Here is a 12,026-nt window from a genome sequence, read left to right as displayed (position 1 = left end):
CATTAAGCAGGATTGCCAATAAGGACATGGTCGCCCACAATGGCGGCCAAGCCGACTGGATGAAAACCACCATGCATATGCAGAACAACAAGAATTTAACCACTATTGCGTCTTACGTGCTGGCAGCGGTTACGCTGCTGGTCGTGATGAAGGCGGGCCTGCTGGCCTCGCTGTTCGCCGGCCTGCTGGTATTTTCCCTGGTGCACATGCTCGCGCCCGCTCTCGGGAAAAACATCAGCAGCCAGCGCGCCAAGGTGATCGCGGTGACGGTGCTGGTCGTGCTGATCGTGCTGGCGCTCAGCGCAGCGATCTGGGGCGCGGTCACCTTCTTCCAGAGCGATGCGGGCAGCATCGGAAACCTGATGCAGCGGCTGGCGGACATCGTCGAAGCGTCGCGCGGCAAGATGCCGGAATGGTTGCGGTCCCATGTCCCGGCCGGCGCGGATGCCCTGCGGGAAATGATTTCCAGCTGGTTCAGGGCCAATGCCTCGAATGCCCAGACCATGGGCGAGCAGGCTGGCCGCACCCTGGCCCATGTACTGATCGGCATGGTGGTGGGCGCGATGGCGGCGTTGTACGACACCACCTATCCTCCCGACTACAAGCCCTTGTCGGCGGCGCTGCATGCGCGCATCGCCAACCTGCATGCGGCTTTCCAGAACATCGTGTTCGCCCAGGTCAGGATCGCCGCCATCAACGCCATCCTGACCGCCATCTACCTGATGGTGATCCTGCCGCTGGCGGGCATCCACCTGCCCCTGGCGAAGACCATGGTGGCCGTGACCTTCCTCGCCGGACTGCTGCCGGTGATCGGCAACCTGATTTCCAACACCGTGATCGTCATCATCAGCCTGTCGCATTCGCTCGAGATCGCGGTCGCGTCGCTGGTCTTCCTGATCATCATCCACAAGCTGGAGTATTTCCTGAACGCGAAGATCATCGGCTCCCATATCGACGCCCGCGCCTGGGAACTGCTGGCGGCCATGCTCGTGATGGAAGCCTTGTTCGGCCTGCCCGGGGTGGTGGCCGCGCCTGTCTTCTATGCCTACCTGAAAAAGGAACTCAGCGACAACGGGCTGGTGTAGCGGGCTGACGCCGCCTTTCCGCTTCCTCAGGCGTCGCCGACGGTAACGACCACCATGCCGGTGCCGCCGCAATTCGGGCAAGTCTTGCCGGCAAGATTGCCTTGGCCATCGCATTCCGGGCAGGTGACTTCCCCGGTCTGCGGCGTCCCCGGCGCGGCTTCGTCGCCCGGATGCAGCAGTTCGGTGGCCCGTTCGGTCTTCTGCGGCGTGGGATGTGCGTTGCTTGCCATGGCGCTACTCCTCGAAAAGAGACGACGAAGAGACGAAGGCGAGCAATATGCAGGCCAGTCGTGCATTCCACGCCGCCCCTCCCCGCACCGCCCATGCCCGGCTGTGTCTCGCGAGAGAATTTGCCGCCTCGCGTAGAAATTCCACCGGGACCCGCAACGGGCCAAATATCGCTACGTTTCCGTTTTTCCGAAGTTTTCCTTCTGATTACTTCGATTTTTCCATTGACGGCGCTTCGCTATGATCCATTCGTCGTCAATGACTTTCCGGCCGCCGGCAAGGCGCCCGGCATGAAGCGGTTTCTTACCCTGGAGGATGCATGAAAAAATTGTTGGTGACCCTGATGATCGCGGCCAGCGCGGCGTCCATGGTGGCCGTGGATGCGAATGCCAAGCGCATGGGCGGCGGCAGTTCGATCGGCAAGCAGTCGCAATCGGTGAGCCGCCAGCCCGCTGCGCCGATGCAGCAGCAGGCCGCACCGCAGCCCGCCAGGCAAGCCGCTCCCGCCGCGGCTCCCCAGGCACCGGCGGCGAAACCGTCGATGCCCTGGAAGAGCATGCTCGGCGGCGCCCTGCTCGGTCTGGGCCTGGGCGCACTGTTCTCGCATCTCGGCCTGAGCGGCGCAATGGCCGGCATGCTGAGCTCCCTGTTGATGATCGCCTTGCTGGCAGCGGCCGGTTACTTCATCTTCCGCATGCTGCGCAGGAAATCCGGCGATAGCGCGGGTCCCCGTCCCGCCTATGCCGGCGCGGCTGGCGCCGCCACGCCGGAGATCGGCTCGCGCCTCGAACCGGCATTATCTTCGCCCGCGGCGCGCCAGGCGGAATTCGCAGGCGGCGGCGCGGCAGCGAACGTGGCTGAGGCGGTCCCCGTCGTCGACGTGCCCGCGGGCTTCGACGTGCAAGGCTTCCTGCGCCACGCGAAGACCTACTTCATCCGCCTGCAGGCGGCATGGGACAAGGCGGACATTAACGACCTGAAGGAATTCACCTCGCCCGAGATGTACGCCGAGCTGAAGCTGCAACTGCAGGAGCGCGGCCCGTCGACCAACCATACCGACGTGGTATCGCTCGACGCCGAGCTGGCTGCCATGGAGCAGATCGGCGACCAGTACATGGCCAGCGTGCGGTTCAGCGGCATGATCCGCGAAGCGGAGAACGCCCCGGCGGAAGCCTTCGCGGAAGTGTGGAACCTGGTCAAGCCGGCATCAGGCCAGGGCGGCTGGGTGCTCGCCGGCATCCAGCAGCTGTCCTGACGCAGCGCACAAGCTCCTCATCCGCTCTCCCTCCCTCGGAGCGGATTTTCACCCGCACAAGGATTCGCCTTGTGCGGTTTTTTTTTGCGCCGCCGCGAGTGTCCGCCGTGGCCCGTCAGGGCAGATGGGCGCGGATCAGCCTGCCGGCAATCGAGAAGTCGGGCGCGATTTCCGGCAGCGGATCGCCCGGCCCTACCCAACGGGCTTCCGCGATTTCGGTGGGATCGACCTGGATGTCGCCGCCGGCGTGGTCCGCCGTAAAGGCGATCATCAGCGAGTGCGGGAAGGGCCATGACTGGCTGCCGAAGTAGCGCAGGTTGGTCACGTTCAAGCCGACCTCTTCCATGACCTCCCGGTGCACCGCTTCCTCCACCGATTCTCCGGGCTCCAGGAAGCCTGCCAGCGCGCTGAAGCGGTTGGTGGGTGACATGGCATTGCGCGCCAGCAGGATGGCGTCGCCCCTGCGCACCAGGACCATCATCGCGGGCGAAATGCGCGGGTAGGCGGTCATGCCGCACTGTGGGCAGCGGGCGCAGCGTTCGTGATCGAGATAGGCCGTGGCCGTGCCGCAGGCGCCGCAGAAGCGGTGGGTGCGCGCCCATTCCACGATCTGGTAGGCGCGTCCCGCCAGGGCCACCATGCCATCGTCCCAGATGCCGAACAGGGTGCGCAGCTTGCGGAAGGCGTATCCGGTTGGCGGCGCGACGGACGCATCCAGCCAGGCCGCATGGCAGTAGCGATCCTCGAGCATGCCGACGGCGTGCATGCGTTCCGGCGGCAAGGCCAGCAGGGCGGCGTCGGTTGCCGGCGGCAGCGTCAGGTCATCGCCGCGCAGCAGCAGCTCGTCGCCGCGGAACAGGAAGGTATGCGGCTGTTCGTGCTCCAGCCGGCGGACGAGCGGAGAGAAGGCTTGAGGGGTTTGCAGCATGGTCGGGTTCCGGGTGGCGATCCTGACATGATACCGATTTGCCACCCGGCCGGTCGTTGCCACCGGCGCCTGCCCGGAACGGGACGCTAGTCCACCACCACCGCGCGGTAGCGGTTGACCTGTCCCGACTGCACCAGCGAAGCCCGGTTGCCCCAGGCATTACGGATCGACGACACCACCGCCGCCACTTCCTCGTCGCTGAGCATCGCGCTGAACGGCGGCATGCCATAGGGGCGGGGGTTGCCGCCCGTGCTCGGCGGATAGCCGCCATGCAGCACCATGCGGATCACGTTCGTTGGGGAGGACAAGGTCACCGCGCGGTTGCCCGCGAGCGGCGGATAATGCGGACCTTCGCCCTGGCCATTCGCGCCATGGCAGTCCACGCAATGCTTTTCGTACAGCGACGCGCCCAGCGCCAGCTGGGCCTCGTGTTCCGGCCCGGGAGACGGCGCCTTTTCCTCGGATGGATGCTGCGGCAGCGACTTGAGATAGACCGCCATCGCGCGCACGTCCTCGCCGGACAGGTGCTGCAGGCTTTCACGCACCACTTCCGCCATCGGGCCGGAAACCGCGCCCTTCATCGACACGCCGGTCTTGAGCAGGTCGGCGACTTCCTCGACCTTCCAGGCGCCGAGGCCGGCATCTTTTTCCCCGGTCAGCGGCGAGGCGTACCAGTCGAGCATCGGGATCATGGCGCCGCTCAGGTCCGCCTTGGCTTGGGTGGCGCCGAGGATGTTGCGCGGCGTGTGGCAGGCGTTGCAATGCCCCAGTCCCTGGACCAGATAGGCGCCACGGTTCCACTCGGCGTTTTGCCCGGGCTGAGGCTCGAACACGCCGGGCCGGAAATACAGGGCGCGCCAGCCGGCCAGCAGGATCCGCTGGTCGAAGGGAAACTGCAGCTCCGGTTTCCTGCTTGCCTGGCGCACCGGCGGCAGGGATTGCAGGTAGGCGAACATCGCATCCGCGTCGGCGCGGCTGACCCGGGTGTAGTTCGGGAAGGGAAAGGCCGGATACAGCAGCGTGCCGTTCTTGCCCTTGCCGTCATGCAGCGCATGCCAGAAGTCGTCGGCGCTCCAGTCGCCGATGCCGGTGTCCTTGTCGGGCGTGATGTTGGGGCCATAGAAGGTGCCGAAGCCGGTGCGGATCGCCCTGCCGCCCGCATAGGGCATGCCGCCGCGCGCGGTGTGGCAGGCCACGCAGTCGCCGGCGCGCACCAGGTATTCGCCGCGTGCGATCCAGGCTGCCTTATCGGCCGGGACGGGCGTGGCGGCGACGGGCGCGTCGTTGCGCGTTCCGAGCCACGCGACCAAGCCGGCGGCGACGGCAACGACGACCAGCAAGGTCAGGATAAGGCGTTTCATCGTCCGCTCCCCTGCACGCTGCCGCAGGCCACCGGCAGCTTGAGCGTCTTGGTGGACGGCGCGGGATCGGCCGGCATGGATTGCGAGGCCAGCCAGGCGGACACCGCCGACACCTCTTCTGGCGCGAGCTGCTTGGCGATCTGGCCCATGCAGTCGGGAGCCGCCGCGCGCCGGGTGCCTTCGCGCCAGGCGCCGAACTGCGAATTGATGTAATCGCGCGGAATCCCCAGCAACGACGGAGTGGAGGGCACGACGCCGGTCAGCGCTTCGCCGTGGCAGGAAGCGCAGGACGGGATGTTGCGCGCCGGATCGCCGTTCACCACCAGGGCCCGGCCTTTTTCCAGCAATTGGGGCGTTGCGCCTTCCACCGACTGGGCGGGCGGGTAGGGGGCATGCAGCGCGGAAAAATACTCGGCGATTTCCTTCAGGTAGTCGTCGGACAGGTGCTGCACCAAGTGGGTCATGAGCGGATATTGCTGCCGCCGGCCATCGCGGAAGTTGACCAGCTGGTTGTACAGGTAGCCGGCCGGCTTGCCGGCGATGCGGGGGTAGTAGCCGTCGCTGGCGGCGCGGCCTTCCTTGCCATGGCAGGCCATGCAGGGCGCGGCGCGCTTGTTCATGTCGCGTTCGTCCGCGGCGTGGGAAGACAGGGCGAACACCGCGCACAACAGCGCCGCGGCAAACGCCGGCAAGCGGATCGTTGCGGCGGGACGGCGTGGCGGCGAAGAAGTCTCGGACCGGAAAATGGGCATGCTGGATGGATGCAGGTTGGCGAGGGATCGAAGGCGCGAGCCGCCCGTCTCTGGAAAGACGCGGTGGCTTGCGGTTGGTTCAACAGGCTTCGGGACGGGGCGCTGCCGATCAGGATGGCTTGACGCGGCGGGGCAGCACGTCCTTCAGCGCCTTGTGCGCATCCAGCAGCATGGTTTCCGTCACGTCCCAGCCGACGCAGCCATCGGTGACCGAGCAGCCGTAGACCAGCTTCGAGAGGTCGGCGGGAATCGACTGCTTGCCGCCGACGATGTTGGACTCGATCATCACGCCGACCAGCGACTGGTTGCCGAAGCGGATCTGGTTGACCACGTCGGCCATCACCAGCGGCTGCAGGTCGGGGTTCTTGAAGCTGTTTGCGTGCGAGCAGTCGACCACGATGCTGGCAGGCAGCTTTGCCTTGGCCAGCGCCTGCTCCGCCATCGCCACCGACACGGTGTCGTAGTTCGGCCGGCCGTCGCCGCCGCGCAGCACCACGTGGCCATGGCGATTGCCGCTGGTGCGCACGATGGCGACCGAGCCCTGGCCGTTGATGCCGAGGAAGGAATGCGGATGCGAAGCGGAAAGGATGGCGTTGATGGCGATGCCGATGTCGCCGTCGGTGCCGTTCTTGAAGCCGACCGGCGTCGACAGGCCGGAAGACATTTCCCGGTGGGTCTGCGACTCGGTGGTGCGCGCGCCGATGGCGGTCCAGGCGATCAGGTCGCCGAGGTATTGCGGCGAGATCGGGTCCAGCGCTTCGGTGGCGGTCGGCAGGCCGAGCTCGCACACGTCGAGCAGGAAGCGGCGCGCGTTCGCCATGCCGCGCTCGATGTGGAAGGAATCATCCATGTCCGGGTCGTTGATGTAGCCCTTCCAGCCGGTGGTGGTGCGCGGCTTTTCGAAATACACCCGCATCACCAGCAGCAGGGTGTCCTTCACCTCTTCCTGCAGCGCCTTGAGCCGGCGCGCGTAGTCGAGGCCGGCGACCGGGTCGTGGATGGAACAGGGTCCGACCACCGCGAACAGGCGCGGATCCTTGCGGTCGAGGATGTTGCGCAGGGCTTCGCGGCTCTGCGTGACCACGGTGCCGGCGGCCTCGGACAGCGGCAGCCGCGCGTGCAGTTCCTCCGGGGTGGGCATGGATTCGAAGGAGGCGACGTTGACGTTTTCGAGATGGAAGGTGGTCATGATGGCATGCGGGGCGGAAGGAAAGCCGGAAGGAAAACACCGGCGCAAAAACCGATAGTGTAGCCGTTCAGGCATGACAGCCGTGCAATCCGGCGCTCCGGCGGGGCGGGAAGCCGGTGGACCGCCATGAAAACCGGCGCCCGACCCGCCATGCTTGCCGTTCCGCCATCGTCTTTGCCCGGCGGCTGGCGTAGAATCGCCTTCGTTCCCGATTCCCTCTCCACCGCGCCTCCGGCGCCCCGGTACCGCTCCGCCATGTACAGCCAGCCCATCGTCATGCTCGACTTCGAAACCACCGGACTCAGCCCGGCCTCCGGCGACCGCATCACCGAAGTCGCGGCCTTGCGCATCCGGGATGGCGACATCGTCGAACGCTATGTCTCGCTGGTGAACTGCCATGTCCGCATCCCGGCATTCATCACCCAGCTGACCGGCATCACCCAGCGGATGGTCGACGACGCCCCTTGCGTATCGCAGGTGATCCCCGAGCTGATCGACTTCATCGGGTCCGACACGCTGGCGGCGCACAACGCCAGCTTCGATGAAAAATTCCTGAACTCGGAAAGCCTGGCGCTGGGAATGCGGCCGCGCTACCGGCGCATGGTGTGCTCGCTCAAGCTGTCGCGCAGGCTGTTTCCCGGCCTGCCGAGCTACAAGCTCGGGATGCTGTCGAGCGCGCTGGGCATCCGCTTCAGCGGGCAGGCGCACCGCGCCGAGGCGGACGCGGAAGCTAGCGCCCGGGTGCTGCTGCACGCGGCGGATTATCTCGGGCAGACCTATGGCGTGGAGCGCATCGACCCCGAATTGCTGGAACGCTTGAATGCGCTGAGCGCCGCCCGGGTGCCACACTTCCTGCGCCAGGCCTTCTCCTGACCGGTCTCCGGCCGTTGGGCCGCTCGGAACTGCGGCGCGATGGCACTTTTCCCGCCTGCAAGGTCAAACCCTCAGAAGCAGGAGGGCGACATGAATCGAATCATGGTGGTGATGCTGGGAGGCATGCTGGCGCTTGCAGCGGGTAGCCAGGCACAGGAGTGGCATCCGGAATTGCATGCCCCGCAAGGGGCTGCGCAGGAACAGGCAGGGGGTCAAGTACAGGGGCAAGTGCAGGGACAAGCCCAGGAGTCATCCCGGGAGCGTGCTCGGCAGAATCCACCGAACCCCCAGGACATATGCGCCGCGGGAAAGGACAAGTGCGCCGAAGGCCTGTCGGCGAAGCGGCATCCGCATGTGCTCTCGCCGCCGCTTTCGGTCAGGGATGTGACGCCGCCCAAGGAGGCGCCGCGGCGCGAGGCCGCGCCGGTGACCGTGCCGAATGTCACGGTGCCGGCGCCTCCGCCCACCATCACGGGCTGCGATGGCGGCGGTTGCTGGAACAGCGAAGGCGGACGCTACAACGGCCCGGGCGCCGCGCCGGGCGGCGCGGTCACCAGCGGCAGCGGCCGCCTGTGCACGACCAACGGCGCCTTCGTGCAGTGCTTCTGATGGATCAGGCGATGTCCTTGCGGCTGTTGATGATCTTCGAGACGAGGCCGTAGTCGATCGCTTCCTCGGGCGACATCCAGTAGTCGCGGTCGATGTCCTTGAGCACCTTCTCGAGCGGCTGGCCGGTTTCCTCGGCGATCACGCGGGCGATGCGCTCGCGCATGCGGATGATTTCCTTGGCCTGGATCGCGATGTCCGACGCCTGGCCGCCCATGCCGCCGCTCGGCTGGTGGATCAGGAAGCGCGTGTTCTTGAGGCAGAAGCGCCTTTCCTTCGGCACGGCGAGGAACAGGTGGGTGCCGGCACTGGCGACCCAGCCGCTGCCGATCATGTTCACCGGCACGCCGATGAATTTCACCACGTCGTGGATCACGTCGCCGGACTCAACGTGGCCGCCGGGGGACGACACCAGCATGGTGATCGGCGCGTCGGACTGGTCGGCCAGCGCGATCAGGCGGCGGGCGGTGTCCTTGGCGAGCTTGTCGTTGATGCCGCCAAACACGAATACAAAGCGGGAATCAAAAATCTTTTGTTCGATGAACCGATCGTCGGTGATCTGTACCGGTGCGTTGTCGTTGTCTTCGTTCAGGTCAATCATGTTCGCCATCAATGAGAGTAAGCCGGCATGCCGCCGGCCGGGATCATCATGGTACTGCGATCGCCGGCCGTTTGCATGGTTTGCGTCGTCCGCACATGCGGCGGGCTTGCGTTACGTCAGGGAAAGGATGCTTCCCGCGGATAAAGGCCGTGGCTCTGGCCGAACAGGCGCACCAGTCCCAGCAAGGCATCGACGTTCGGCGTGGCCACGCCGACCAGCTTGCCGATGTCATGCACCGCGGTCACCAGCGCGTCGATCTCCAGCGGCCGCCGCGCCTCGGCGTCCTGCAGCATGGACGTCTTGAAGGCGCCGAGCTTGCGCGTGACTTCCATGCGGTCTTCGCCGCTTTGCGTGATCGGGCAGCCTATCCTGGCGCCGATGTCGGCGGCTTCCTGCATCACGGCCAGGCAGAACCGGCGCACCAGCGGATCATCGAGCATCCTGTCGCCGGTCGCGCCGGTGATGGCCGATACGGGATTCATGGTCATGTTGCCCCAGAGCTTGTACCAGATGTCGGAGCGGATGTCGGCGCTCGCTTCGGTGTCGAAGCAGGCCTCGGCCAGCAAGGCGGCGACCTTGTCGAGCCGGGCGCTGCGGCCACCTGCCGGTTCGCCCACGATCAGGCGGTTGCCGAAGCCCGGCTTCACCAGGCCGGGTTCCGGGCAGGAACTCGACAGGTGCACCACGCAGCCGATGACCTGCGAGGCGGGCATGGCCTTCGCGAGCACGCCCTGCGGATCGAGCGAGGGTAGGCGGGTGCCCGCCAGCGGCCCTTCGATCGCGTCGAAGAACCACCACGGCACGCCGTTCATTGCCGTCAAGATGATCGTTTCCGGGCCGAGCAGCGGCGCGATGTGCCGGGCCACTTCCTGCAAGCCGGTCGCCTTGACCGCAAGCACCACGAGGTCCTGCACGCCGAAGCGGCGCGGATCGTCGCCGGCCTCGACGGGAAAGGCCTTCGTGCCATCGTCCGACTGCAGGCGCAAACCGTGCGCGCGGATCGCGTCCAGCGTGCGGCCGCGCGCAATGACGCTGACGTCGTTGCCCGAAGCCGCCAGGCGGGCGCCGATCAGGCCACCCACCGCGCCGGCGCCGTACAAAGTAATGTTCATGCTGCTCCTTGTTGCTCTAGGTAGGGATGGAATGCCGCCGGCCGGGCCGCTCCCGCCATTCTTACTATATTCATGGGATTGGGCCACCCGGCACGGCATGCTATGGTAATGCGCCTGTCGAAATGCCGCCGGACCGGCGACCGGCAAGCTGCAACCGGCGGCCACAAGCCGCCAGCGCGTGCCGAAATGGCTTTACCTCGATATCCATGCCATGAAAACCATCCTCATCCTCGTGCTGCTCGCGTCCTGCCTGGTTGCCTGGCGCAGCGACAACGTGCTGGACCTGATCCAGGGCACGCCGCCGGCAAGGACGGCCTCCCCGGCGCAAATGCCGGTGCAGGTGCGGTCCGGATCGCTGGCCATCGACGCCGCGAACGAAGCTCGCGCGGCCCAGGCTTTCCTGGAAGGCCGGGACAAGCCGCAACGCTCCACCGCGCGCAAGACCTTCGACATCCTGTCCGGCGGGACGCGAGACTGACTCCCCCCATAATCCGCATGACCCCCGCCGCCCGCAATGCATTTTGCGGCGACATGTTGCCATCCGTTCAACGCTATTTCTTGAAAGTAATAGTAGGATATATCCTGACGCTGGCTTTCCCTGCCGGGCAACACATCGGCAGCGCGAGGGCGGGCGGACATCAAAATAAGAACGGCACTCACGGAATCGCGGCATGCGTGCGTGGGTTGCGCGGAGAACGTTGGGGGCGCCATCATGTACATCGATACCATCCATGACGCGATCATTGGCGGCGAGGACGAGCTTCGCCAGCAATTGCTGGAATACCAGGCCATCCTCGACAATGCCTCGCTGGGCATCATCTTTACCCGCGACCGCCGCTTCCGGCACTGCAATCCCCGCTTCTCCGAAATGTACGGCTGGCCCGGCAACGAACTCATCGGCCAGTCAACCTCCATCGTCTATCCGTCGGAACAGGCATTCGCCGCCCTGAGCAGCATCGCCGGTCCCATCCTGGGCAGCGGCCAGCGCCTCGATACGGAATTGCAGATGAAGCGGCGCGACGGCTCGCTGTTCTGGTGCCGGATGCTCGGCCGCGCGATTGACCCGAGCGACCACCGCAAGGGCACGATCTTCATCGTGGAAGACATCACCGAGAGGAAGAACGCCGAGCAGGCGCTGCTGCGCGCGCACGAAGAACTGGAGCGCCGGGTGCAGGAACGTACCGCCGAGCTGGCGATGGCCAACGCGCGCCTGCATGCCGAAATCCAGGAACGCAAGCTGGCGGAACAGCAGATCCGCTATCTCGCCCAGCACGATGCCCTGACCGGCCTGCCGAACCGGCGCCTGATGGAAGACAGGCTGGAGCAGGCCATCGAGATGGCGCGCCGCCACCAGGGGCGGGTCGCGGTCCTGTTCATCGACCTCGACCGCTTCAAGCCCATCAACGACAAGCATGGGCACCGGGTGGGCGACCTGCTGCTCCAGGCGACGGCCGCGCGCCTGCGCAAGCTGCTGCGCGCCGTCGATACGGTGTCGCGCTTCGGCGGAGACGAGTTCATCCTGGTGCTGCCCGAGATGCAGTCCGCGACGGCGGCGGTGGAAGCGGCGCAACGGGTGCAGGGCGCGCTGGCCCAGCCTTACTTCATCGAGGACCATGCGCTGAGCGTCACGCCCAGCATCGGCATCAGCCTCTTCCCCGAGCATGGGCAGGATGCGTCCCTCCTGATCGGCTGCGCCGACACCGCCATGTACCATGCGAAGAAGGCAGGCCGCGCGAACGTCCAGCTCTTCGATCCGGCAATGAAGACCTGATTGGCATGCGCATCGCGCGGCTTCCCGATCCGTGGAAAGCGCGCAACCATCGTCCATGCGGCGCGACGATTTGCGGCGATTTCCACGGGCATTGAACCCCAAGGACGGCAAACTGTGATTTACTTCAGGAATCTTATCGCGCCGACCAGACCTTGATGCTCTGCAAATGAAAGCCGACGAACCGATCAGCTTTTCGTCCTCCGTCGGGAGCGACGAACTGTTCCAGCGGCTCTTCCGCAGGCACGGTTCCATCATGCTGCTGATC

The 12,026-nt window shown here is 65.9% G+C and carries 13 protein-coding genes; 6 read left to right on the top strand and 7 right to left on the bottom strand.

Annotated elements, in window-relative coordinates:
- Positions 1–26 precede the first annotated feature (26 nt).
- Positions 27–1,085 (top strand): AI-2E family transporter, encoded by a 1,059-nt coding sequence (locus tag G3574_RS17740; protein WP_328804805.1) that lies wholly within the window; start codon positions 27–29, stop codon positions 1,083–1,085.
- A 26-nt stretch (positions 1,086–1,111) separates the two neighbouring features.
- Here G3574_RS17740 and G3574_RS17735 read toward each other — a convergent pair whose 3' ends face one another.
- Positions 1,112–1,315: a hypothetical protein gene (locus tag G3574_RS17735; protein WP_163966095.1), complete on the bottom strand. Its 204-nt coding sequence runs from the start codon at positions 1,313–1,315 to the stop codon at positions 1,112–1,114.
- 317 nt (positions 1,316–1,632) lie between these two features.
- On the opposite strand from G3574_RS17735, the gene G3574_RS17730 reads away from it, so the two are divergent.
- Positions 1,633–2,568, top strand: a complete 936-nt coding sequence (locus G3574_RS17730; RefSeq protein ID WP_163966092.1) for a Tim44 domain-containing protein — start codon at positions 1,633–1,635, stop codon at positions 2,566–2,568.
- A 115-nt stretch (positions 2,569–2,683) separates the two neighbouring features.
- On the opposite strand, the gene nudC is transcribed toward G3574_RS17730, so the two are convergent.
- From nudC to G3574_RS17710, 4 genes are all read right to left on the bottom strand, one after another.
- Positions 2,684–3,496, bottom strand: coding sequence for an NAD(+) diphosphatase (gene nudC, locus G3574_RS17725; protein ID WP_163966090.1), 813 nt, complete (start codon positions 3,494–3,496; stop codon positions 2,684–2,686).
- Positions 3,497–3,582: 86 nt separating this feature from the next.
- Entirely contained in the window at positions 3,583–4,857 is a 1,275-nt protein-coding gene (locus tag G3574_RS17720; RefSeq protein WP_163966087.1) for a cytochrome c, read from the bottom strand.
- Positions 4,854–5,609: a c-type cytochrome gene (locus tag G3574_RS17715; RefSeq protein WP_163966083.1), complete on the bottom strand. Its 756-nt coding sequence runs from the start codon at positions 5,607–5,609 to the stop codon at positions 4,854–4,856. The genes G3574_RS17720 and G3574_RS17715 overlap by 4 nt, the downstream gene beginning before the upstream one ends.
- 109 nt (positions 5,610–5,718) lie before the next feature.
- On the bottom strand, positions 5,719–6,798 hold the full coding sequence (locus G3574_RS17710; RefSeq protein ID WP_163966081.1) for a 3-deoxy-7-phosphoheptulonate synthase: 1,080 nt from the start codon (positions 6,796–6,798) through the stop codon (positions 5,719–5,721).
- Between the two features lie 255 nt (positions 6,799–7,053).
- Here G3574_RS17710 and G3574_RS17705 point away from each other — a divergent pair, with 255 nt between their 5' ends.
- Together G3574_RS17705 and G3574_RS17700 are read left to right on the top strand one after the other, a co-directional pair.
- Positions 7,054–7,671 carry a 3'-5' exonuclease gene (locus G3574_RS17705; protein ID WP_163966169.1) on the top strand — a complete coding sequence of 206 codons (618 nt, stop codon included), beginning with the start codon at positions 7,054–7,056 and terminating at the stop codon, positions 7,669–7,671.
- A 90-nt stretch (positions 7,672–7,761) separates the two neighbouring features.
- Positions 7,762–8,280 carry a hypothetical protein gene (locus G3574_RS17700; protein ID WP_163966078.1) on the top strand — a complete coding sequence of 173 codons (519 nt, stop codon included), beginning with the start codon at positions 7,762–7,764 and terminating at the stop codon, positions 8,278–8,280.
- 4 nt (positions 8,281–8,284) lie between these two features.
- On the opposite strand, the gene G3574_RS17695 is transcribed toward G3574_RS17700, so the two are convergent.
- Positions 8,285–8,878, bottom strand: coding sequence for an ATP-dependent Clp protease proteolytic subunit (locus G3574_RS17695; protein ID WP_163966076.1), 594 nt, complete (start codon positions 8,876–8,878; stop codon positions 8,285–8,287).
- Between the two features lie 116 nt (positions 8,879–8,994).
- Complete coding sequence (locus G3574_RS17690) at positions 8,995–9,990, bottom strand: 2-dehydropantoate 2-reductase (RefSeq protein WP_163966072.1); 996 nt, start codon at positions 9,988–9,990, stop codon at positions 8,995–8,997.
- A gap of 211 nt (positions 9,991–10,201) precedes the next feature.
- Here G3574_RS17690 and G3574_RS17685 point away from each other — a divergent pair, with 211 nt between their 5' ends.
- Positions 10,202–10,468, top strand: coding sequence for a hypothetical protein (locus G3574_RS17685; protein ID WP_163966069.1), 267 nt, complete (start codon positions 10,202–10,204; stop codon positions 10,466–10,468).
- 234 nt (positions 10,469–10,702) lie between these two features.
- Positions 10,703–11,761: a sensor domain-containing protein gene (locus G3574_RS17680; protein WP_163966065.1), complete on the top strand. Its 1,059-nt coding sequence runs from the start codon at positions 10,703–10,705 to the stop codon at positions 11,759–11,761.
- Positions 11,762–12,026: the final 265 nt, after the last annotated feature.

Source organism: Noviherbaspirillum galbum, from assembly GCF_010974945.1.
Lineage (GTDB): Bacteria > Pseudomonadota > Gammaproteobacteria > Burkholderiales > Burkholderiaceae_D > Noviherbaspirillum > Noviherbaspirillum galbum.
The sequence above is the reverse complement of the archived record's forward strand: the minus strand, read 5'-3'. Positions and strand labels throughout refer to the sequence as shown.